Source organism: Paraliobacillus sediminis, assembly GCF_003426055.1.
On record NZ_QJSI01000002.1, the window covers coordinates 134,036 to 157,218 of the forward strand.

Annotated in this window: 27 protein-coding genes; 26 read left to right on the plus strand and 1 reads right to left on the minus strand. The window is 34.9% G+C overall.

Annotation, left to right across the window (positions count from 1 at the left end; genetic code table 11):
- The first annotated feature begins 6 nt into the window (after nucleotides 1-6).
- The 4 genes from D2K60_RS06655 to D2K60_RS06670 all read left to right on the plus strand — a co-directional run bounded on the left by D2K60_RS06655 (nucleotide 7) and on the right by D2K60_RS06670 (nucleotide 4,263).
- On the plus strand, nucleotides 7-1,716 hold the full coding sequence (locus tag D2K60_RS06655; protein ID WP_117169244.1) for a DUF2304 domain-containing protein: 1,710 nt from the start codon (nucleotides 7-9) through the stop codon (nucleotides 1,714-1,716).
- Between the two features lie 120 nt (nucleotides 1,717-1,836).
- Nucleotides 1,837-2,382 (plus strand): RNA polymerase sigma factor, encoded by a 546-nt coding sequence (locus tag D2K60_RS06660; RefSeq protein WP_117169245.1) that lies wholly within the window; start codon nucleotides 1,837-1,839, stop codon nucleotides 2,380-2,382.
- Nucleotides 2,369-3,307 carry a hypothetical protein gene (locus tag D2K60_RS06665; protein ID WP_117169246.1) on the plus strand — a complete coding sequence of 313 codons (939 nt, stop codon included), beginning with the start codon at nucleotides 2,369-2,371 and terminating at the stop codon, nucleotides 3,305-3,307. Before D2K60_RS06660 ends, D2K60_RS06665 begins: the two co-directional genes overlap by 14 nt.
- A gap of 65 nt (nucleotides 3,308-3,372) precedes the next feature.
- Nucleotides 3,373-4,263 carry a patatin-like phospholipase family protein gene (locus D2K60_RS06670; protein ID WP_117169247.1) on the plus strand — a complete coding sequence of 297 codons (891 nt, stop codon included), beginning with the start codon at nucleotides 3,373-3,375 and terminating at the stop codon, nucleotides 4,261-4,263.
- A 184-nt stretch (nucleotides 4,264-4,447) separates the two neighbouring features.
- Here D2K60_RS06670 and D2K60_RS06675 read toward each other — a convergent pair whose 3' ends face one another.
- Complete coding sequence (locus D2K60_RS06675) at nucleotides 4,448-4,834, minus strand: SA1362 family protein (protein WP_117169248.1); 387 nt, start codon at nucleotides 4,832-4,834, stop codon at nucleotides 4,448-4,450.
- 263 nt (nucleotides 4,835-5,097) lie between these two features.
- Here D2K60_RS06675 and D2K60_RS06680 point away from each other — a divergent pair, with 263 nt between their 5' ends.
- The 22 genes from D2K60_RS06680 (at nucleotide 5,098) to D2K60_RS06785 (ending at nucleotide 23,149) form a co-directional block, all read left to right on the plus strand.
- The gene (locus D2K60_RS06680; RefSeq protein WP_117169249.1) at nucleotides 5,098-5,598 is read left to right on the plus strand and encodes a YqhR family membrane protein; all 501 of its coding nucleotides are present in this window, start codon (nucleotides 5,098-5,100) and stop codon (nucleotides 5,596-5,598) included.
- 101 nt (nucleotides 5,599-5,699) lie between these two features.
- Nucleotides 5,700-6,761 (plus strand): M24 family metallopeptidase, encoded by a 1,062-nt coding sequence (locus tag D2K60_RS06685; protein ID WP_117169250.1) that lies wholly within the window; start codon nucleotides 5,700-5,702, stop codon nucleotides 6,759-6,761.
- A 45-nt stretch (nucleotides 6,762-6,806) separates the two neighbouring features.
- On the plus strand, nucleotides 6,807-7,364 hold the full coding sequence (efp, locus tag D2K60_RS06690; protein WP_117169251.1) for an elongation factor P: 558 nt from the start codon (nucleotides 6,807-6,809) through the stop codon (nucleotides 7,362-7,364).
- 161 nt (nucleotides 7,365-7,525) lie between these two features.
- A complete protein-coding gene (gene spoIIIAA, locus D2K60_RS06695) occupies nucleotides 7,526-8,503 on the plus strand; it encodes a stage III sporulation protein AA (RefSeq protein WP_117170344.1) in 978 nt (325 codons plus the stop codon).
- Nucleotides 8,448-8,960, plus strand: a complete 513-nt coding sequence (spoIIIAB, locus tag D2K60_RS06700; RefSeq protein WP_117169252.1) for a stage III sporulation protein SpoIIIAB — start codon at nucleotides 8,448-8,450, stop codon at nucleotides 8,958-8,960. Before spoIIIAA ends, spoIIIAB begins: the two co-directional genes overlap by 56 nt.
- Nucleotides 8,961-8,974: 14 nt before the next feature.
- A complete protein-coding gene (spoIIIAC, locus tag D2K60_RS06705; RefSeq protein WP_117169253.1) occupies nucleotides 8,975-9,181 on the plus strand; it encodes a stage III sporulation protein AC in 207 nt (68 codons plus the stop codon).
- Nucleotides 9,182-9,185: 4 nt separating this feature from the next.
- Nucleotides 9,186-9,572: a stage III sporulation protein AD gene (gene spoIIIAD / locus D2K60_RS06710; protein WP_117169254.1), complete on the plus strand. Its 387-nt coding sequence runs from the start codon at nucleotides 9,186-9,188 to the stop codon at nucleotides 9,570-9,572.
- Between the two features lie 28 nt (nucleotides 9,573-9,600).
- Nucleotides 9,601-10,782, plus strand: a complete 1,182-nt coding sequence (gene spoIIIAE, locus D2K60_RS06715) for a stage III sporulation protein AE (RefSeq protein ID WP_117169255.1) — start codon at nucleotides 9,601-9,603, stop codon at nucleotides 10,780-10,782.
- 17 nt (nucleotides 10,783-10,799) lie between these two features.
- A complete protein-coding gene (gene spoIIIAF, locus D2K60_RS06720) occupies nucleotides 10,800-11,417 on the plus strand; it encodes a stage III sporulation protein AF (RefSeq protein WP_162880727.1) in 618 nt (205 codons plus the stop codon).
- Nucleotides 11,417-12,067 (plus strand): stage III sporulation protein AG, encoded by a 651-nt coding sequence (gene spoIIIAG, locus D2K60_RS06725; protein WP_338048357.1) that lies wholly within the window; start codon nucleotides 11,417-11,419, stop codon nucleotides 12,065-12,067. The genes spoIIIAF and spoIIIAG overlap by 1 nt, the downstream gene beginning before the upstream one ends.
- 3 nt (nucleotides 12,068-12,070) lie before the next feature.
- Nucleotides 12,071-12,670, plus strand: coding sequence for a SpoIIIAH-like family protein (locus tag D2K60_RS06730; RefSeq protein WP_117169257.1), 600 nt, complete (start codon nucleotides 12,071-12,073; stop codon nucleotides 12,668-12,670).
- Nucleotides 12,671-12,889: 219 nt separating this feature from the next.
- On the plus strand, nucleotides 12,890-13,381 hold the full coding sequence (gene accB / locus D2K60_RS06735) for an acetyl-CoA carboxylase biotin carboxyl carrier protein (protein ID WP_117169258.1): 492 nt from the start codon (nucleotides 12,890-12,892) through the stop codon (nucleotides 13,379-13,381).
- Nucleotides 13,382-13,393: 12 nt separating this feature from the next.
- Nucleotides 13,394-14,758 carry an acetyl-CoA carboxylase biotin carboxylase subunit gene (accC, locus tag D2K60_RS06740; RefSeq protein WP_117169259.1) on the plus strand — a complete coding sequence of 455 codons (1,365 nt, stop codon included), beginning with the start codon at nucleotides 13,394-13,396 and terminating at the stop codon, nucleotides 14,756-14,758.
- A 21-nt stretch (nucleotides 14,759-14,779) separates the two neighbouring features.
- The gene (locus D2K60_RS06745; RefSeq protein ID WP_117169260.1) at nucleotides 14,780-15,178 is read left to right on the plus strand and encodes an Asp23/Gls24 family envelope stress response protein; all 399 of its coding nucleotides are present in this window, start codon (nucleotides 14,780-14,782) and stop codon (nucleotides 15,176-15,178) included.
- Nucleotides 15,179-15,359: 181 nt separating this feature from the next.
- Entirely contained in the window at nucleotides 15,360-15,746 is a 387-nt protein-coding gene (gene nusB, locus D2K60_RS06750) for a transcription antitermination factor NusB (protein ID WP_117169261.1), read from the plus strand.
- 11 nt (nucleotides 15,747-15,757) lie between these two features.
- The gene (gene folD, locus D2K60_RS06755; protein ID WP_117169262.1) at nucleotides 15,758-16,612 is read left to right on the plus strand and encodes a bifunctional methylenetetrahydrofolate dehydrogenase/methenyltetrahydrofolate cyclohydrolase FolD; all 855 of its coding nucleotides are present in this window, start codon (nucleotides 15,758-15,760) and stop codon (nucleotides 16,610-16,612) included.
- A gap of 20 nt (nucleotides 16,613-16,632) precedes the next feature.
- Nucleotides 16,633-17,988, plus strand: a complete 1,356-nt coding sequence (gene xseA, locus D2K60_RS06760; RefSeq protein WP_338048358.1) for an exodeoxyribonuclease VII large subunit — start codon at nucleotides 16,633-16,635, stop codon at nucleotides 17,986-17,988.
- Complete coding sequence (xseB, locus tag D2K60_RS06765; protein WP_117169263.1) at nucleotides 17,981-18,217, plus strand: exodeoxyribonuclease VII small subunit; 237 nt, start codon at nucleotides 17,981-17,983, stop codon at nucleotides 18,215-18,217. The genes xseA and xseB overlap by 8 nt, the downstream gene beginning before the upstream one ends.
- Nucleotide 18,218: 1 nt before the next feature.
- Nucleotides 18,219-19,103 (plus strand): polyprenyl synthetase family protein, encoded by an 885-nt coding sequence (locus tag D2K60_RS06770; protein WP_117169264.1) that lies wholly within the window; start codon nucleotides 18,219-18,221, stop codon nucleotides 19,101-19,103.
- Between the two features lie 689 nt (nucleotides 19,104-19,792).
- On the plus strand, nucleotides 19,793-20,377 hold the full coding sequence (locus D2K60_RS06775) for a hypothetical protein (RefSeq protein ID WP_117169265.1): 585 nt from the start codon (nucleotides 19,793-19,795) through the stop codon (nucleotides 20,375-20,377).
- A 36-nt stretch (nucleotides 20,378-20,413) separates the two neighbouring features.
- Nucleotides 20,414-22,306 carry a 1-deoxy-D-xylulose-5-phosphate synthase gene (gene dxs / locus D2K60_RS06780; RefSeq protein ID WP_117169266.1) on the plus strand — a complete coding sequence of 631 codons (1,893 nt, stop codon included), beginning with the start codon at nucleotides 20,414-20,416 and terminating at the stop codon, nucleotides 22,304-22,306.
- 3 nt (nucleotides 22,307-22,309) lie between these two features.
- On the plus strand, nucleotides 22,310-23,149 hold the full coding sequence (locus tag D2K60_RS06785) for a TlyA family RNA methyltransferase (RefSeq protein ID WP_117169267.1): 840 nt from the start codon (nucleotides 22,310-22,312) through the stop codon (nucleotides 23,147-23,149).
- Nucleotides 23,150-23,183 lie beyond the last annotated feature (34 nt).

Sequence of the window (23,183 nt, forward strand, 5' to 3'; positions counted from 1 at the left end):
GTCTACATGCTAGGCGTATTAATTACCACGGCTATATCATTTATATTATATCTTTTCGTTTTGCTTACAATATTAATTACGAAAAAAAATAAAAAGGCCACATTCAAATATGGTGTTTCCATATTTATAATTGGATTTATTTTATTTAGTATCGTTATTTATGCAATCATGCCTGCGATTACAATTCCAAATATGTTATTATCAAATTTACTTGTAGGGGTAATAACGACAGCTTCATTACTTGTTATGATTGGAGAAGTTGGAGGCTACAAAGCACCACAAAATTCAATTATTGGTTTTGTATTTATATTAGTAATAGTTGCACTACCAATTGTTTTTATAGCCGGATTTTTCGCATTGGATGATTCCTATGAATCAATTGACAAAGAAGAACAAGATCAATCAGAACCTTTGAGTAAAGAAGATACACCGATTGCAGTCGCACCAGAATCCGCTAGAAATAAGATGCAGAAAGCAATGAGTGTTGTACCAAATCCTCAATTTTATGATTTAGGTAAATTACAAGTTCAAAAAATTGATGAAGAAATTGTTTATATTGCACCGTTAGAATTCACTGGATTTTGGAAATATATAAGAGGAAATGAAACAGAGGGTTATTTTAAAATATCTGCGACAAATGTTAACGCTCAACCTGAGTTTATGGATAGTAAGATGACCTATACAAACTCAAGTTATTTCAATGACAACGTTAAACGTGTTATTTATAATCAGTATCCACATTATATGCAGAGTGGAGAAGCGCAAATAGAAGTAGATGATCAAGGGAAACCATGGTACGTACAAACGTTGTATCAGCCGATTAAGATTACCAATAAACCAAATATGACTGATCAAAAGGTAGCGGTTGTAGATCCAGTTAATGGTGAAGTATCATTGTATCGAACGAATGATGCGCCAGATTTTATCGAGGGTTCTATTAGTTCAGAAATGGCTGCACTACAAAATGAATACTTTGGAAACTATGTTCATGGTTGGTTTAATAGTCTTTTTGGTAAAAAGGATGTTCGTATTCCGAATGATTCAGGAACAGAGAAAAGTGTCACACCTATTTTTGATGAAACTGGGGAAATGTATTATTTTACTGACATGACTTCTCCAAAAGAAAATATCGATTCCGCATTAGGTTATACATTGATCCATGCACGAACAGGAACATTAACTTATTATAATGGAGATATTAATAATGCGATCATGGATAGTGAAGGGGCAAAACAAATTGTAAATAAAGAGTTTCCAGAAAAAAACTGGGAAGGCTCGATGCCAATTCTATATAATATCGATGGAAATCCAACGTGGATAGTAAATGTATTAGATCCTAATGGGCTATTTAAACATTATGCTTATATAGATGCATCTGATTCTGACTTTGTCGTATTTGGAGATACAGCAGAAGGTACATTAGACGCATATCGTATTGCTTTACAACAAGATCCTGGTAGAGTTGAATCAACTGAAGATGTTGAAGCAGAGCCAAGGAGTGGTGTGGTGTCTCGTGTGCTTGTTATAACAAATGAAACGAGTCAAGTAGTTCAATTTTTATTAGAGGGTGAAGAAACAATCTACAGATTGAATGCGAGTAATCAACCTTTAGCTGTATTTTTACAAGAAGGTGATGAAGTTATAATGCAAGTAAAAGTTCGTGATGAGCAAACAGCAACTGTAGAAGAGATGTCCATAGAAGGTTTAACAGAATAGATTAGAATCACCAGCCGATCATATGAGATGGACTGGTGATTTTTTTGTGTGATATACCTCTTTTGTAACGAAAATTGATTTAAACCGTCTAATAAAATATAGCAAAGAAGGTGAAACCAGTTGCAATGGAATGAAGACGAAATTCGAATTATTTATCGAACTTATTATAAAGATGTTTATCGATTTATTATGTCATTTACGAGATCACAAGAAGATGCTGAAGATTTAACACAAGAAGTGTTCATACGTCTATTCAATACTAGTTCAAAGTATAAAGGTGATGCATCAATGAAAACATGGTTATTCACAATAGCAAAAAATATTTCTATGGATCATTTTCGCAAACAAAGCAGACAATTACAGTTAAAAGACTTTCTGTCGCACATTATTCCTTTTAAAGATAAAAGCACGGAAGAAAAAATAGAAAAGAAAGATGAGTTAGGTCAAGTATACGAAAAATTGAATGAACTTAAACACGGTTATAGAATGGTTATCGTACTCCGGAACATGCAAGGTTTCTCAGTTAAAGAAACGGCAAGTGTTATGAATTGGACTGAGTCAAAAGTGAAAGTGACGTATCATCGAGCGTTAAAGCAACTAAGAACCCTGTTAGAAGATTATGAGCAAGATATAAAGTCTGGAGGTGGGTTATTTGAATCAGAATAAGGAAGAAGAGATATTAAATCGTTTAAAAAAAGAGTATAACAAGATAGAACCAAGAGATGAATTTGGAAGAGAATTAGAAGATAAATTAGTGACAAAGTTTTCTGAAGAGAAAAAGATATTTTGGTATCCTATTTTTGGATTAATAATTACAGCTGGATTATTTTTGATATTATTACTAAATTGGGACGATACAAATCAGAATGCATCAAAACCAGAACAACAACCTAATATAGTTTCAAATGAAGAAATAGAAGAAGCTAATATAGCCGAACCTGAAAATTATACAGAAGAAGCTGTAGTTTACGACCTAAAAGCTATGCTGGAGATGGAAAATGCTATTACACCTACAACATTTCCCATTGATGACCCTAATTATTTAAACGGGTATATTGAAGAGAACACTAGTACCAGTTATAAGATTTTATATTATCAAGTTAATGAGTCTACTGAAATTAATCGTTCTCAATTGGGAAGTCAAGATGAAGAATTAATCGCAACTTTCTCTGCTAAGGATTATGAAGAAGATTCTAATAGTCTAGATGAAGAATTTACCGATAATACTGATTCAATAAATGTTGAGTCTGGAGAAGAGATGACATTAGATCTTGGGTTCGATATATTTGGTAAGTATGCAGAAGATAACTTAAGAGAGAGTGTCAACTGGCAAGAAGGAAGATGGTTTCTACAAGTATCTTCTATGATATCTGACAAGATGGATATTGAGAATATTGCGACGCAAATTGTTGAATTCCTAGAAAGAAAACTTTTACCTGCACCAACTGTTGGATATGTGTTCGTTGCATACGATGAGGGTGGTAATTCGGTCGAAGTTAATATTATTTGGATGAATGATAATGTTGTTTATCAATTAGAAACAACCGAAGTGCCAATAAATGCATTAGATATGGTTGTGTCTGTTGAATAGTTTTTATAGTTCTAAAATAACGCACCTTTTCCTATATATAGAATAAACACATGTTGGAGGTTATCATGAAAATTGATGGTGTTTTTTCAGGAGGAGGCGTCAAAGCTTTTGCCTTTATTGGTGCGTTAGAGGTACTGGAAGAGAAGGGTTTTGCGTTTGAACGTGTAGCCGGAACATCGGCGGGTGGAATCTTAGCGAGCTTGCTTGCAGCAGGATATACCGTGAAAGAAATAAAAAATATGCTAATGGAATTAGATTTAAAGCAATTCATGGATACAAGCATAATGGATAAATGCATGCCTTTTTGGAAAGTATTGTCATTGTATTTTACGATGGGTATTTATAAAGGTGATGCTTTTGAAAAGTGGTTATATCAAAAGTTAGCTGATAAGAATGTATATACCTTTCGTGATCTTCCGAATGATTGTTTAAAAGTAGTTGTTGCAGACCTGTCTTTAGGTAAAATTGTCGTATTACCAGACGACTTACAACGTTTATATGGAATTAAGCCTGACAGTTTTTTAATTGCAACTGCTATTAGAATGAGCGCAAGCCTACCTTATTTTTATCGGCCGAAAAAATTAGTGAATAATAAAAACAAAAAAAGTGTTATTGTTGACGGCGCATTATTAAGTAACACACCGATGTGGATTTTTGATAAAGATCGTTCTATTAGAAAGAGGCCATTATTAGGTATGAATTTAAGTGCGTCCTATGACCAAATCGCAGAGAAAAAAATAACCAATGCATTTAATCTATCACAAGCGTTGGTTACAACAATGCGTTTGGCACATGATGCTAGATATATCTCAAAAAAACATACAGAAGATCTGCTATTCATACCAGTGAAAGAAGTTGATGTGTCTGACTTATCATTGTCTAAAGATGCAAAAATGGATTTAATCCTATTTGGTAGAAAAAGAGCTACGTCATTTTTAACACATTGGCCTAATTAATCATAAAATTAACTATATATTCCGACTTAACGTACATGCGGATCAAATTCAATGGGCTCCCTTTCCTGCTGTGCCCTAAGAAAATAAAGTTTCCAAAGCAGTATGATACGTCGTATTTTCAATCTACTGTGTATTTTTAAAAGTATCTTAGATTATAAAGCAAACAAAAAGAAAAGACTTACCACTAAAATGTGGCTCGATCTTTTCTTTTTTGTTTTTTTCCATCTATTACACGTAAATGTGGCGCATCTGTTTTTTTTGTGTATTTTTTCTTTTTTAATACAGGTTGATTTCTTTTAATAGAATTAGCTGTCGATGCCTTTTTAGTTTGTGGATTTTTATATCTGTTCTTAGATTGTTTAACAGCCTTTTTATATTTTTTAAGATCATCTGTTGTACGTTTACGAAGGATAAAAAAGTAGATTGCACCATAAATTAATGCACCTACACCTGCGATAATGAGTATATTCATAATGAAACCTGTTGGATTCGTTAATAATTTACTTCCTAAACCAATAATAGCAATACCGAGAAGGATATATATCCATATAGAAAACTTATGACGGAACATTTCTTTCACCCTTTCTAGTGTTTTTTAAATCATTTTTGTTTATAGCTAGGCGAATCGTTTCTATCATATATTATTTCCGTAATCTATTAATTATATGCAGATATTATGCTACTTTTTAATAAGATTCAAAAATGAACGTGTTAAAAGTTCTTTAGTCTATTTTACTAAAAAATACAACAAATCACTAGTATTAGATAATTTTTCTTTTGTGATCAAAAAGCATATTGTTAAAAATAATGGTCATCCTACATATAGAGGTGATTATGTTGACAAAAAAACAACAGTTGGAACAAGATAAGAGAGAACAACCAACTTCGATTATTACAAAATCTCTTATGACTGGTTTTATAGGTGGTCTTTTTTGGGGGTTTATGGGATGGTTTGCTAGTTTTTTTAATTTCACATCTGTATCTCCAGCAACATTCATGATTAGGTCCTGGTTAAATCAAGATTGGACAAATGGGTGGTTAGCGGAGTTGCTTGCCATCATTTTAATTGGTGTATTATCTTTAGCAGTAGCAATTATATATTATCTACTGTTAAAGAAATTAAGGGGATTGTGGCCAAGTGCTATATTTGGTGTAGTGTTATGGGGGATAGTTTTTTACGTATTACTGCCGATTTTCCCAAATATATCGGCTCTGAATCAATTGAGCGGTGATACGATTGTCACCACCATCTGCCTATTTTTATTATATGGTATATTCATTGGTTATTCCATTTCTTATGATTATCTTGATACAGTAACAAAGAAAAATATTTAAAAGGAGTCAAAAGTTTGGCTTTAGATTAAACAAAAAAATGGAATTATGATAAACTAGATGAAGAGAATTAACCTAGAAATAGAAGAAGGGAAGGATTTAGCATGGGGAAAGTTGAAAAACTCCGTAGTGTTATGAAAAAAGATAATTTAGGTGCTTTAGTTATTACAAATTCATTTAATATAAGATATATGACCGGTTTTACTGGTACTTCAGGTGTTGTGCTTATTACTGAATCGGAAGCGCTGTTTATTACAGATTTTCGTTATACACAACAAGCTGCGGATGAAGCTCCATTATATGAAATTATTGAACATAAACAAGGTATTATTAAAGAAATTGCTAACCAAGTGAAGTTATTAGGTATAAAGCGTCTTGGATTTGAAAAAACAAATTTAACTTATGCGATTTTTGAAGAATATCAAAAAGCAATTAGTGCTGAGCTAGTTCCTACAGAAGGCTTAGTTGAAAAATTACGTTTGATTAAGACAGATGATGAGATTGCTATTTTAAAGGAAGCTGCTAAAATTGCAGATGCGGCATTTGAGTATATTTTAACTGTTATTAAACCAGGTGTGAGAGAAATTGATATATCAAATGAATTGGAGTTTTTCATGCGTAAACAAGGTGCTATATCATCTAGTTTTGATATTATTGTGGCATCAGGTTTTCGTTCTGCACTCCCGCACGGTGTTGCTTCAGACAAAAAAATTGAGAATGGTGAACTTGTAACATTAGATTTCGGTGCTTTATACAAAGGTTATTGCTCCGATATAACACGTACCGTAGCTGTTGGTGATATATCGGATGAACTACATATAATTTATGATACTGTATTACAAGCACAGTTAAAGGGAGTAGAAGGTATTAAAGCGGGAATAACAGCCAAAGAAGCTGATGCACTTACGAGAGATTACATTACAGAAAAAGGATATGGCAAGTACTTTGGACATTCGACTGGCCATGGTTTAGGATTAGAAGTGCACGAGAGTCCAGGTCTATCGTTTCGCTCAAATGAAATTCTTGAAGAAGGCATGGTCGTTACCGTTGAACCAGGTATTTACGTACCAAATGTTGGCGGTTGTCGTATTGAAGATGATATTATTGTAACGAAAGATGGTAATGTGAGGTTGAATCATTCTTCAAAAGAACTTATTATATTATAAGTTATAAAAAGATAAAGAGATAGTCACTAGGGAGGAAAACAAACAATGATTTCAGTTAATGATTTTAAAACAGGTTTAACAATTGAATTTGATAATAATATTTGGTCAGTTGTAGATTTTCAACACGTAAAACCAGGAAAAGGTGCAGCATTTGTACGTTCGAAATTACGTAATTTACGAAATGGTAACATCCAAGAAAAAACATTCCGTGCAGGAGAAAAAGTAGAAAAAGCACACATTGAAAATAATAAAATGCAGTATTTATATGCTGCTGGTGATGTGCATACTTTTATGGATACACAAACGTATGAGCAAACTGAATTACAAGCTAGTCAAATTGAATATGAATTAAAATTCTTAAAAGAGAATATGGAAGTAAATATTATGAGTTACTTTGAGGAGACAATTGGTGTAGCTTTACCAAACAACGTTGAGCTTAAAGTAATGGAAACAGAACCTGGTATTAAAGGGGATACTGCAAGCGGTGGCACAAAGCCAGCAACGTTAGAAACAGGCTTAAGTGTTCAAGTTCCATTCTTTATAAATGAGGGCGATGTTCTTCTTATTAATACAACCGACGGTAAATATGTCTCACGTGCTTAAATAAAAAGCCACAAAAAAACTGGTATGCAAAACGCATGCCAGTTTTTTTGTGGCTTTTTTTCTATAAATCTCTAGATAAAAATTCAAGTCATATCAGATGAAGACAAGCATAGACTTACTATAAATACAAATGTGTTACTAGAGAAAGAAGTGAGGATATGATAGAAGAGATCATGAGATTATTTCCAGAAATAATGAAACGACAACTCATGACTAAAATTGGTACACGTTGGCGTAGTTTACAAGAAATTAGAGTTAGAATTGAACGCCCAATAGAACTTGTATTTGATACGAATACAGAATGGCTAACAGAAAATGTACCAGCTAAGCAGGATGGCATATTTTTATTAAACCAACTAAGTCAGTTTTCATTGTATCGAATGGAAGAAGAATTAAAACAGGGTTATATCACAATTCGCGGAGGACATCGGGTCGGACTAGCTGGAAAAGTTAATACCTTACATGGTGAAGTTAAAGCAATCAAGGATATTACATCATTTAATATTAGAATTGCAAAAGCAAAAAAGGGTATTGCTGATAACTATATATCCTATTTGTATGACAACAGGTACTTTAATACCTTAATCATAGGAGCACCGCAAACTGGAAAAACAACATTACTTCGGGATATTTCTAGAGTGATTGGTACTGGTTGGGGTGCTGTGAATCCCGTTAAAGTCAGTATTATAGATGAACGATCAGAAATTGCGGGCTGTATAGAAGGAATTGCGCAACATGATATTGGTATTCGTACAGATGTATTGGATGCATGTCCCAAGACTGAAGGCATGATGATGATGATTCGTTCCATGTCTCCAGAAGTTCTGATAGTTGATGAGATAGGAACTAAAAAAGATGTAGAGGCTTTACAGGAGGCCTTACATGCAGGTGTGCGAGTGATTTGTACGGTGCATGGCGAATCACTGGAAGATATACAAAAACGCTCTACGTTTATAGCATTATGGGAGGAACAAGTATTTGATCGTTTTATCTGTTTGGAACGTACTAGTAAACCCGGAGGCGTCCATTCTATTCTCGATTCAACAGGGGCAAATATTGTTAGGAAAAAGGGGTGCCGAACGAATGAAATGGATAGGAGCTCTCCTTCTTTTGGGCGCTACCACGTGGATCGGATTTGAAATAGCACTGCAATTGAACAACCGTCCCAAAGAAATTCGTCAGTTAAAGAGTGCCTTGCAAATAGTAGAAGCGGAAATGGTTTATAGTCAATCACCGTTAGAAGAAGCATTCAGAGTTGTAGCAAAACAAGTCCCTCAACCAGTTTCTTCCTTTTTTCAAGCGGTAAGCCAAGATTTACAATCACAAGCAGTGGATTTCCCTGCTAGCTGGGATAAGCGACTTGCGCTCTTCTTCACTAATGTTTCTTTAGGAGATTATGAAAAAGAGATTATGCACCAATTTGGACAAACGCTGGGACAACACGATATCAAACAACAAACAAAACATATTCAACTTGCTTTTACGCATTTAGAACGTGCTTTAGAAGAAGCACAGGATAATCAGCAAAGATATGGAAAAATGGTGAAAAGTTTAGGTTTTCTTGCTGGATTATTTATCATCTTACTCTTGATTTAGAAAGGAGTAAAATTATGTACCAAGATGCCGCAATTCTTTTTCAAATTGCTGGAATTGGAATCATTGTTGCAATGATTCACACTATCTTAAAACAGATGGGGAAAGAAGAGTATGCACAATTCGCGAGTCTTGTTGGATTTATTATTGTACTGATCGTCGTAATTGATAGCATTGACGAACTATTCCAGCAAATAAAATCCGTATTTTTATTTCAGGGGTAATGGAATGGCTATAATTCAAATTGTAACAATTGCTATCGTAGCAAGTTTGCTAGTTCTTCTAGTTAAAGAACAAAAGCCAACCTTTGCATTTTTAATTGTTTTACTTACTAGTGTGATTATCTTTTTTTTCGTAATTGAATATATAGGAAAGGTAATCGAATTAATTCGAGCATTAAGTAACAAGGCAAACATTGACAATATGTATCTTGAAACAATCTTACAAATTATTGGAATTTCTTATGTTGCTGAATTTGGAGCCCACTTGACTAGAGATGCTGGATTAGAATCGGTAGCAGCGAAAATTGAATTAGCTGGGAAATTACTTATTATTGTTTTGGCAGTACCAATATTAACAGCCGTTATTGAAACTATCCTAAACTTTCTACCGTAATAATGCTAAATAAAAGTGAGGTAAGCACATGAAGGTATATGTGAGAAGAATAGGAGTGGTTATGTTCCTTCTGTTCATATATTACCAATTCTCTGAAACTATACTAGCTACTACAAACCCTACATCAATAGAAGAAAATTCTTTATTGGAAGAAGTCTCAATGGATGAAACAACTAATTATTGGGATCAAATGGTTACAAACTATGGTGAATTTCTGCCTAATATAAAAAATGTTACGTTTCGTGAATTACTACAAAATCAAGATGCATTATCTGTAAAAGATTGGATACAAGCGATTGTTGCTTATCTTGGTTATGAGGTTATACAAAATGGAAAGTTGCTTGGTACGTTAATTATATTAACGATGTTTTCAGCAGTTCTACAGAGTATTCAAACAGCATTCGAATCAAAAACTGTTAGTAAGGTAGCAGATATTGTCGTTATGCTCGTATTATTAATTTTAGCGCTACAAAGTTTTCAACTTGCATCATCTTATGTAAATGAAACAATTATTCAAATGCGCGATTTTATGCTTGCTTTATTACCGTTAATGCTAGGATTAATGGCCTCCTTTGGAAATTTAACCGCTGTTGCCTTTTTTCATCCGGTTGTTGTTGGTTTAATGCACTTTACTGTCGTTCTTGTATCCAAAATTATCTTGCCATTGTTTTTCCTGTCTGCATTACTACAAATGATAAGCACATTAAATGAAGGGTTTCAGGTCACTAAATTAGCGGAGTTATTCAAAAATTTCGGACTAGCTTTATTGGGAATAGTTTTAACCGTATTTTTAAGCGTTGTGTCCGTTCAAGGTGCTACTTCTGCAATACAAGATGGTGTAGCAATGAAAACGACAAAATTTGTTACGAGTAACTTTATTCCCGTTGTTGGCAAGCTTTTTACAGATGCAGCAGACACTGTTCTAGGGGCTTCATTATTGTTGAAAAATGCTGTTGGGTTAGTTGGTTTAATTATATTATTAATGCTTGTCTTATTTCCAGCTATTAAAATCATTGTGATTGCATTGATTTATAAAGTCACAGCAGCAATTTTACAACCTTTAGGTGATGGTCCAATATTAAAATGTATGGATATTATGAGTAAACATATTTTGTATTTATTTGCTGCACTACTCGCAGTATCATTGATGTTTTTTTTAACCATTGTGTTACTCGTAATAGCAAGCAATATTACATTAATGCTTCGTTAAGAGAAAGGACGCTTTCTGTGTCTTCCTTAAAAGACTGGATTACTCAGATCATCGTATTTTTGCTCTTAGTAATGATTATAGAAATGTTAATTCCACAAACCAAGATGAAAAAATACGTTCATACAGTATTATCTCTTTTATTTCTTTTGTTATTTTTACAACCGCTATTTCAATTCTTAAACATGGATATAAAAGAAGCAACAGAACAAGCAATGATGGAATTTGAAGGATCGATGGACGAAAATACATTAGAAAATGAAATTGAATTAAAGAAAAATGAAATACAAGCCTCACAAGATGCATATGTTGTAGAAGAGATACTTGTCCAAATGAAAAAACAAGTGGAAGAGGAGTTGAATAATACTTATGGTGTAACAATTTCTGATATTTCTTTTCAGTTCGATCCAGAGAATAATCACGATATAGAAAACCTAAAAGAAGTGACAGTTTTCTTATTAGAAGATAGCAGCTTAAATCAAGGAGAAGTAGAAGAAATAGTTATTGGAGAACCTGAAGACACAGTGGTTTCAAACGATACCTCAGAAACGAAACGTGATGAAATTAAAACGTTTTTAAATGAAGTATGGGAGTTAGAAGAGGAAACATTAGTTTTGGTATGGGAGGGAGGAACATAGTGGAAAATCCTTTCAACAAAATCTTTAAAAATTTAAAACTTAAAACAGAGGATGGTAAGAAACCAACTAAAATGGGCTATATACTTATACTTGGTCTAGTTGGGATACTTGTTATAATCACAAGTAGTTTATTTCAAGGAGAAACAAATTCGCTTGAACAACCAGGTGAATTAGCACAACAAAAAACAGCTGAAACAGAAGAAGAAACTTTTCTACAAAAGGATACTAAAAGTTCAGATGTAGCTGAAATTGAAACGCAATATGAGACAGACTTAACAGACTTACTTGAAAAAATATCTGGTGTCTCTGCTGTAGAAGTAATGGTGAATCTAGATGCAACAAATGAACAAGTTTATGAAAAGAATTTAATCATAGGTACACAAACAACAGAAGAAACGGATCAAAATGGCGGGGAAAGAAATATTGAAGATACAACGGAAGAGCAACAAATAGTAATTGTTCGACAAGGGGAAGATGAAGTGCCTTTGTTAATACAAACAAAAAAACCAGAAATACGTGGCGTACTAGTTGTAGCAAAAGGTGTTGAACATTTAGAAACAAAACAATGGGTGACAGAAGCTGTTTCCCGCGTGTTAGATGTTCCAATACATCGAATTTCTATTATGCCAAAGAATAATGAGGAGGAATAAAAGATGTTAAAAAAACAAACAGTGTGGTTATTAACAATGCTAAGTTTAATGATTGTGTTAAGTGTATATTATATGAGTTCACCAAGTGAAGGAGAGTTAGCTTTTATTAATGATGAAGCAGACACAGAAGGTGAAATAACAACTGGAAATATCACTGAAGAAACAAGTGAAGAGACTACTTCAGATGATGGCGTAAGCTCTGAAGACATAACTTCAACATCTGATGAATCAGAGATATCTTCCACATCAACAGATGATCTTTTTACTACAATAAGAATGGAATTAGAAGAGACAAGAAGTGGAAGATTAGAACAATTGGAGAATATAGTTGCCTCAAGTGCAGCTTCCACAGAAGAAAAAACGCAAGCTTATGATGAGATGCAAGAGTTAGATAGTATATCATCTAAAGAGTTGATATTAGAAGAGACATTAAAAGCTGATAACGGTTATACGGATGTTCTTGTTCGTACAAAAGATGATAATATAATCGTAACCGTAAAGGCGGATGAATTATCTGAAACAGAAGCAAATGGGATTATGCAAATGGTTCATGATGAGTTTGGTTCAATGAATGTTGAAGTAAAGTTTCAACCCAATAGTTAATATACTGAAAAATAAATAGTCGCCCTTATGGAATAAGCTAATCTTAAATAGGTTAGCTTATTTATTTGTGTTATGATATAACTTAATTAATTGATCATTTTAAAATGAATAGTTGCAGTTTCTTCTGGATTTTCGTAAAATGTTATGGGGAGTTATTAGTACCTGTACATAACCTATATGAATTATTAATGATTACTTGTAAAAGAAGGAGTGTATTATATGTTAAAAATAGAAGATATTCGATCTTTAATCAAAGAAATTGATGGATCATCTATTGATGAGTTCAACTATGAAGCTGATGGAGTAAAATTAAAGCTGAAAAAGAATACAGAAAAAGAAGTAATTGTTGAGAATAAGACGCCTATTAATCAAGTGTCAACCTCATCACATACAATCACGGAGAACGATGGCACTGGCTCAGTACCAATTAACTTTCAAGAGTCTGTAGAAGAGGACCAACAGCGAATAGATGATTATCAGATAAAATCACCAATGGTTGGTACTTTCTATCATTCTTCTTCACCAGACACAGAGGCATTTGTTTCAGTAGGAGACGAAGTAAAAGCAGATAAAGTTGTATGTATAATAGAAGCTATGAAGCTATTTAATGAGATTGAAGCAGATGTTAATGGTGAAATTGTGGAAATTTTAGTTGCGAATGGAGAGCTAGTAGAATATGGGCAACCATTATTCAGAGTAAAGCAGAACTAAGGGGATGATTGCATGATAAAGAAACTTCTAATCGCAAATCGCGGAGAAATTGCAGTGCGGATCATTCGGGCTTGCAAAGAACTTGGAATTGAAACAGTTGCGGTCTATTCTGAAGCAGATCGTGATGCATTACATGTGCAATTTGCTGATGAGGCATACTGTATTGGTCCATACCCGAGTAAGGATAGTTATTTAAATTTCACTAATATTATGAGCGTTGCGACCTTAACAGAGGTTGATGCGATTCATCCTGGTTATGGATTCTTATCAGAAAATGCAGATTTTGCGGAGATATGTGATAAGTGTGGGATAACTTTTGTTGGACCAAGTGTTTATGCGATACAAAAAATGGGAACAAAAGATGTAGCTAGAGAAACAATGGCACAAGCAGGTGTACCAATTGTACCTGGTTCTGATGGAATTATTAAAGATGACAAAGAAGCGATAGATTTGGCAAATAAAATTGGTTACCCTGTTATTATAAAAGCTACTGCTGGCGGAGGCGGTAAAGGAATTCGTGTTGCGCATAACGAATTAGAATTAGTAAAGGGTATTACTATTACACAACAAGAAGCAGAAAAAGCCTTTGGTAACCCAGGCGTGTATATGGAAAAGTTTATCGAAGATTTCTCACATGTTGAAATTCAAATTTTAGCAGATAATTTCGGAAATGTGATACACTTAGGTGAGAGAGATTGTTCTGTGCAGCGTCGTTTACAGAAGTTGATTGAAGAAACGCCTTCGCCTGCTATTACGGATGAGATACGTAAACAGATGGGGGAAGCATCAGTAAAGGCTGCCCGTGCGGTAGATTACTCTGGTGCTGGAACCATTGAGTTTATATTTGATAAAAAAGAACAAAGATTTTATTTCATGGAAATGAATACACGCATACAAGTAGAACACCCAGTTACAGAAATGGTTACCGGTGTGGATTTAATTAAAGAACAGATTAGAGTTGCAAACAATGAAGTGTTGTCATTAAAACAAGAAGAGGTAATTTTTCAAGGATGGGCAATGGAATGTCGGATTAACGCTGAAGATCCATGGAAAAATTTCATGCCATCCCCTGGAAAAATTGAAATGTACCTTCCACCTGGTGGTTTAGGTGTGCGTGTTGATTCTGCTGCTTATCCGGGCTACACAATTTCACCATATTATGATTCGATGATCGCAAAATTAATTACATATGGTGCAACGAGAAAAGAAGCGATGGACCGTATGAAACGTGCTTTAAGTGAATTTATTATCGAAGGTATATCAACTACTATTCCGTTTCATTATAAAATGATGGAGCATCCTGTGTTTGCAGAAGGAGATTTCAATACGAAATTTCTTGAAAAATATACAATTATTGAAAATGAAGAGTCCGATTAACTCTAAAAGGAGTGGATCTTAATGAGTGAGAATACAATGTTAAATGTAAGTGAAGACTCAAGTCTTGGAAAGGTTGAAATAGCACCTGTTGTGATTGAAGTGGTTGCTGGTATTGCAACGATTGAAGTCGGTGGTGTGTCATCAACTCGTGGGAATTTTGCTAGTGGTGTAGTGGAGCGCTTCGGTAAAAAAGCACATGGAAAAGGAATTAAAGTAGAATTGACTGACACTGGTGTCATGATTGATGTTTTTGTGGTTTTGGATTATGGTGTAACGATTCCAGTTGTCGCGCAGAAAATCCAAGAAAACATTCGACAAGCATTAAAGGATATGACTGCACTTGAAATTGATGAAATTAATGTGCATGTAGTTGGCATGCACATGGACTCAACAGAAGAAGCAGGGCAAGCTGAGGAATAATGGATCTAACAGACCCTAAGAGATTTTATAGGTCTCTTAATAGGGTCTTTTTTACTTTATATAATGCTTTTTATTTAGTGCGTATAGCATTTTTTCTTTGTATTCGATATGATGAAGATAAAATGAGTGTAGAATACAAATTTTACAGTTACATGCTAGGTAAATACAAGGAGAATGAATAATGAATCGAAGAACCGCAAGAGAAAAGGCCTTTCAAATTCTTTTCTCAGTTGACAACCAAAATTACAGTCCAGATGAAGCAATGGAACAAGTATTAGAAGAAGAAGCGGAAGTAGCCTCGTCCTTTTTATCAGAAGTGGTATCAGGCGTTCATCAGCATTTAAAAGAAATTGATGAAAAAATTGAGGATCACCTGGAGAATTGGTCGATGAAAAGATTGGCAGCTGTAGAGAAAACGTTATTACGTATTGCTGTTTTTGAAATGTTTTATGAAGTTGATACGCCTCATGGTGTTGCAATTAATGAAGCAATTGAATTAGCTCATGTTTATGGTGACGATAAGTCAGGTAAATTTATTAATGGTGTATTGTCTAAAATGATTAGCTAGGGGGATTTTGCATGACTGCTGAAGTTATTTATGGAAATGTATTAGCTGAAAAGTTACGGATTGATATGAAAGATGAGGTAATTTTGCTAAGGGAACAGGGGATTCAACCAAAACTAACGGTCGTTTTAATTGGTGATGATCCGGCTTCGAAATCCTATGTAAAAGGAAAGCAAAAAGCTTCAGAATTTGTTGGGGTGGAATCGGACTTAATTGAATTACCTGAAAATACAACGGAGAAAACTTTATTGGATCTAATTGATCAACTAAATGCTGATCAAACAATTCATGGCATATTAGTTCAATTGCCACTGCCAGATCAAATTAGAGAGCAATTGGTTATTGAAGCAATTAGTCCAGAAAAAGATGTCGATGGTTTTCATCCGATCAATATTGGTAGAATGTTAACTGGTAAAGACACATTTTTGCCGTGTACGCCATTTGGTATTATTACGATGTTGAAATCGAAAAACATTGAAATGTCTGGAAAAAATGCTGTTGTAATTGGCCGTAGCAATATCGTAGGAAAACCGGTTGGTCAATTGTTGCTGAATGAAAACGCGACAGTAACATATTGCCATTCTCGGACAAAAAACATGGATCAATTTATTAAAGAAGCAGACATTGTAATAGTAGCAGTTGGTATTGCCCATTTCCTTCGTGCAGAAGCTGTTAAACCTGGTGCCGTTGTTATAGACGTAGGTATAAATAGATTAGAAGATGGTTCATTAACTGGAGATGTTGACTTTGAAAATGTCAAAGAGAAGGCATCCTTCATAACACCAGTTCCAAAAGGTGTAGGCCCGATGACTATTACCATGTTACTTCATAATACAATTAAATCCGCAAAAAAAATCTATCACGTTTAATTTGAAATGTAGGTGATTTTATGATAAATGATAATTATTTAACGGTTTCGGCATTAAACCGTTATATTAAACGGAAATTCGAAATGGACAAACATTTAAATGATGTCTGGTTAAAGGGAGAAATATCAAATTTCAAGCATCATAGTCGTGGTCACATGTATTTAACCATTAAAGATGACCAGGCTAGAATAAAAGCTGTCATGTTTGCAGGTTATAATCGCACACTGAAATTTGAACCTGAAGATGGTATGAATGTATTAATTAAGGGCGAAATCAATGTATATGAACCACAGGGCCAATATCAACTATACATTCAACAAATGGAGCCTGATGGTGTGGGTGCATTGTATGTAGCGTTCGAGCAATTAAAGGAGAAATTAACAAAAGAGGGTCTATTCGAGCATGATCGAAAATTGCCGTTACCTTTATATCCAAAACACATTGGAGTTATAACCTCACCTACAGGCGCAGCGGTTCGAGATATATTAATTACATTAAAGAGAAGATATCCGATTGCTAACATTACTATTTTTCCAGCTTTAGTACAAGGTGAAATGGCGCCATCTTCAATTGCCAATGCGCTAGGACAAGCAAACCAATTTAAATCGATAGATGTACTGATAGTAGGACGTGGTGGAGGATCAATTGAGGAACTTTGGGCCTTTAATGAAGAAGTAGTTGCTCGCGCGATTGCTGATTCGATGATTCCAATCATTTCAGCTGTAGGACATGAAACAGATGTAACGATTGCAGATTTTGTAGCGGATGTTCGTGCGGCGACACCAACAGGTGCAGCTGAATTAGCAGTTCCATCGATACAAGAATTAGAAGAAAAGATTAAAACCTGGAAACAGAGCTTAAATAGAATCATGCAACACAACTTGGATCAATCTAATAAACACTTAGAACGACTGAAAAAAAGTTATGCTTTTCGTTATCCAGTTCAATTACTAAACCAAAAAGAGCAAGATTTGGATAAGGTGGTGGAGCGTTTAGCGAAAGCCACGAAGCAAATACAATCAAACGAAAGTAAACGTTATGAACAGCTTATGAAGCGATTGGCATATCAACATCCAGAAGCACAACTGAAGCTTGCAGAAAAACAATTAGTGCAAATTGTAGACAGAAAGAAACGTGCCATGCAAGTTATCTATACCTTGAAAAATCGTCAATTCATAAATGTAGTAGAGAAATTAGAAGTCTTAAGTCCACTACATACTATGAAACGTGGCTATTCTATTGCTTATGGCGATAATGGCACATTGATACAATCAACAAAAGAAATACAACCAGGAGAAGCAATTTCCGTAAAAGTGGTTGACGGCATATTAGATTGTCGTGTCTTGGGAATAAAGGAGGACTTGGAAAATGACTGATAAGGATAAGGAAGTATCTTTTGAACAAGCAATGGAAGATTTAGAGGCAATTGTTGAAAAACTTGAAGAAGGTGAAGTACCTTTAGAAAAGGCAATTCAATACTATCAACAAGGTATGGAACTTTCCAAAGTTTGTAGTGTCAAGTTAACAAATGTGGAGAAACAAATGACCAATATTATTAACGAACAAGGGGATTTAAAAGCTTTTTCGGTACAGGAGGAAGAATAAAGTGAGCGATAAATTAGCGCTGTTTTTATCGGAAAAAGAAAAAATTGTGTCAGAAGAGTTAGTTCGGACAATAACAGAATTATCAATACCAAAACATTTAAAAGATTCCATGCTATATTCGATAAAAGCTGGTGGGAAAAGGCTTCGTCCTTTATTAATGATTGCGAGTACTGAATCCTATCATGGTACAGACCAACAAGTGCTGTCAGTGGCTGTGGCATTGGAAATGGTTCATACGTATTCATTAGTTCATGATGATTTACCAGCAATGGATGATGATGATGTACGAAGAGGCAAACCAACAAATCATCGGGTCTTTGGTGATGCTACTGCAATTTTGGCAGGAGATGCACTATTAACATACAGTTTTGAATTAATTTCTAATGACAATCAATTAACAGATGAGCAAAAAGTATACATATTAAAACGACTAGCAGAAGCAAGTGGTCCAAAAGGAATGGTAGCAGGTCAATCGCTTGATATGGAAGCTGAAGATAGAGCGATCCATTTTGATGAACTGGAAACAATTCACCATTTAAAAACCGGCCAGTTACTAATTTTTGCGATTGAAATTGGTGCTTATATTGGCGGTGCTTCAAATTACCAACTTGAGGCAATAAGAGATTTTGCTTATTATGTCGGCCTTGTTTTTCAAGTACAAGATGATATCTTGGATGTAACAGGGGATCCAAATACGATTGGTAAACCTATTGGGAGTGACGAAACCAATTTAAAGAGTACGTATCCAAAACTACTTGGCTTAAATGGTGCGATTGAAAAGAAAGAGGAATATGTTATAAAAGCAAAAAATGCCCTAAAAACAGCAGATGTACAATCTAGTTTATTGGAAGAATTAATTGATTATTTAAGTGATCGAACTATCTAGTCAATAATTATTGAGTACACGTTAAAAATATGTTATCATACTATTATATGAGGAATGGTGCAGTATTCTAGTCGGTTCTCCGCTTCTGAAGGCGGGCCTAAAAATCCGCCAAAGGGCACATCGATGAAGTTCCTTGTGTCGGCTTGAGGCGCCCAGCCTTGGGTCGGTGCTGGGAGTTAAGGTTGCAGGGCGATCCACAAAGGCATGTGGGCGAGGACCCTGCTTCCGCGGAGGCCCAACTCTGTGGTTAGACTTTAGCCAAAGAATTACCATGGACTGGGGTATGAACCTACGCAATAAGTGGAAGGGTATCTTATTCGTAGCGTAGCCTGCCTTGAGTGGTGTCTGAGGGGATTATTATTGTGAATACAAAAGTCGGAAGGCCACTGACTTATGTATTATTATTTATATGAAATCAGCACTGCAAAAGAGGCTAGGGAGTGGTTAAGAGCTGCTGAGGAAATCTCCTAGACTGTTCCATAAGACGTTTAAAAGGGATTATAGTGCGGACTAAGTGGTAATCCAGTCTAGCTTTTGGAAACAAGGCTAAGATGCTTTTAATGGGGAACCGCCAGAATGGCAACATTCGGTAAGGATCTGGGAAAACCTACTGGACCTAAGCCGCAGTTTTTACCTTTTAAACGACCATTCCAATTACATAGTTGTATATAAAAATGAGGTATAAATAGATGGCGAAATCACAATCGCAAATTAAAAAATCAATAAAATTTAGCATAAGTATTGCCGTTATCACATTTGTGTTAGCGGCTATTTTTTCAGTTATTTCTTCTTCTATATTAGGAGAAGTGATGTGGGTTGTTGGCTTTATTATTGTGTTAATTATTGTATTGATTGGAATTGTTTTTGACATGTTAGGAATAGCAGCAACTGCTGCAGACGAAGTTCCATTTCATGCAATGGCAGCAGAGAAGGTGGACGGCTCAAAAGAAGCGATCTTAATTGTTCGGAATGCTGATCGTTTCGCAAGTTTTTGTAACGATGTAATCGGAGATATATCTGGAGTTATTAGTGGTACAGCTTCTGCAATCGTTGTTTTACAATTAGCTAACGGTTTTGGCCATGGTGATGGTTCTACTTTGCAGATTGTTATATCTGTTATTATGACAAGTTTAGTTGCAGCTCTAACAGTTGGTGGGAAAGCGTTAGGGAAATATTATGGCATTCATTCGTCAACGAAAATCATTTTCTTTGTAGGTAAAGTGATCGCATTTATACAAAACAAGACCAAAATTGAAATTTTGAAAAAAGGTTAGTGACCATATATAAATCAATTTAGGGAGGATTCCCAAATGGATCTTACAAAGATAAAAGATCCTTCTTTTTTAAAGAAGTTGAATAATGAAGAATTAGAAGTATTGGCATCTTTTATTCGTAAATTCCTAATTGAAAAATTGTCAGAAACAGGCGGCCATTTAGGGGCGAATTTAGGCGTTGTTGAATTAACATTAGCTTTACATAAATCTTTTAGTAGCCCTACTGATAAATTAATTTTTGACGTAGGTCACCAGTCCTATATTCATAAAATACTAACAGGGCGTGCGAATCAATTTGAATCGATTAGACAATATAAAGGAATGTCAGGTTTTCCAAAAAGGGCTGAAAGTCATCACGATGTATGGGAATCGGGACACAGTTCAACTTCGTTATCCGCTGCAATGGGTATGACGATTGCACGTGATTTAACAGGTAAGAATTACTTTGTTGTTCCGATTATTGGCGATGGTGCTTTGACAGGTGGTATGGCTTTTGAAGCATTAAACAATATTGGTCATGAACAAAAAAACATGATTGTTATTCTCAATGATAATGAAATGTCTATTGCAAATAATGTTGGTGCACTCCATAATGCGCTAGGACGAATGCGTAGCGCTGGTCAATATAATAAGGTAAAAAAAGAATTAGATTGGATTTTAAAGAAAATTCCAACAGTAGGCGGAAAATTAGCACATACAGCTGAGCGGATTAAAGATAGCATGAAACATTTTGTGATTCCGAGCATGTTTTTTGAAGAATTTGGTTTTACTTATTATGGACCAGTGGACGGACATGACTTTCATGCACTACAGGAAAACATTCAATATGCTAAAAAAACGGAAGGCCCCGTTTTAATCCACGTAATTACCCAAAAAGGTAAAGGGTATCATCCTGCGGAATCAGACGAGAAGGATAAATGGCATGGTGTTGGCCCGTATAAAATTGAATCAGGCGAAAAAATTTTATCTACTAATGTTGCCCCACAATGGAGTGCTGTTGTGAGTGCGACCCTAGAAAAAATTGCTTTGGAGAACAGCAAATTAACAGTTATTACACCCGCAATGGTGTTAGGTTCCAAATTAGAAAATTTTCAACTAAAATACCCTGACCGCCTATTTGATGTTGGTATTGCAGAACAACACGCGACAACAATGGCAGCAGGAATAGCAATACAAGGCATGAAGCCGTTTCTTGCAATTTACTCCACCTTTTTACAACGCGCTTATGATCAAATTTTGCATGACGTTTGTCGTCAAAATTTAAATGTGGTTTTTGGAATTGATCGAGCTGGGTTAGTTGGTGCTGATGGTGAGACACATCAAGGGTTGTTTGATATTTCTTTCTTACGCTCGATGCCAAACATGGTCATTATGATGCCAAAAGATGAAAATGAATGTCAGCATATGGTATATACTGCTCTAGAATATAATGATGGGCCGATAGCGATTCGTTACCCAAGAGGTAACGCAATTGGTGCGTCAGTAGATAACGCGTTACTAGCTATCCCAATTGGTACATGGGAGGTTATAAATGAAGGGGCAGATGCAGTCATCCTAACATTTGGAACAATGATTCAGATGGCGATAGAAGCAAGTAAGACATTAGCAAAGCTTGGAGTGTCTGTTCGTGTCATTAATGCACGATTTATTAAACCACTGGACGAACGTATGCTTCACGATATATTTGAAGAAAAATTGCCGATCCTAACAATTGAAGAAGCCATATTATCTGGTGGTTTTGGAAGCGCGATTCTAGAGTTCGCTGAAACAAATCGTTACACGACTAAACAGATAAAACGAATGGGTATAGAAGATGAATTTATTGAACATGGTAGTGTGGAGTTTTTACTAGCACAAATTGGTTTAACAAAACAAGTGGTAATAGAAGAAATACAACAGTTATTGCCAACTAAACAACAAAGGGTTTAAGTGATGACAATTAAAAAAATCAGATTAGATATATTATTAGTGGAACGTGGTTTAGTTGAAACACGAGAAAAAGCAAAACGTACAATTATGGCTGGATTAGTTTTTAGTGAGCAACAAAGACTTGATAAGCCTGGTGTTAAAGTTAATAGTGATATTTCGGTTACTGTTAAGGGCAAATTGCTTCCTTATGTTGGAAGAGGTGGACTAAAGTTAGAAAAGGCTTTGAAAACTTTTAACCTTTCAGTATATAAGAAAATAATGGTTGATATTGGTTCTTCTACAGGTGGGTTTACAGATTGTGCTTTGCAAAATGGCGCTACATTATGTTACGCAGTTGATGTAGGATACAATCAATTAGATTGGAAATTAAGAAATGATTCAAGAGTTGTGGTAATGGAACGTACTAATTTTCGGTATGTAACACCTGATAAATTTAATAATGGAATGCCAAATTTTGCAACGATAGATGTCTCTTTTATATCATTAAAAATTATTTTGCCAGTTTTAAAAACAATCTTAGCAGATGATAGTGATGTCGTGGCATTAATCAAACCACAATTTGAAGCTGGAAGAGAACAAGTTGGTAAGAAGGGTATCGTTCGAGACAAAACAATTCATAAAGAAGTATTAAATCGAATCCTTCAGTTTGCGCATGAAGAAGGCTTTGGTATAAAAGATTTAACTTTTTCACCAATCACTGGTGGTGACGGTAACATTGAATTTCTTACTCATTTAATATGGAAACCGCAAGAAAAAGCAGGGGAATTGAAATCTAATGTCGAATTTAATTCTATAGTGGAGCAAGTAGTTGGACAAGCTCATGAAATCCATTCAAAAAAATAAATAAGGATATACTATTTTAAAGTGTGAAGCGCTG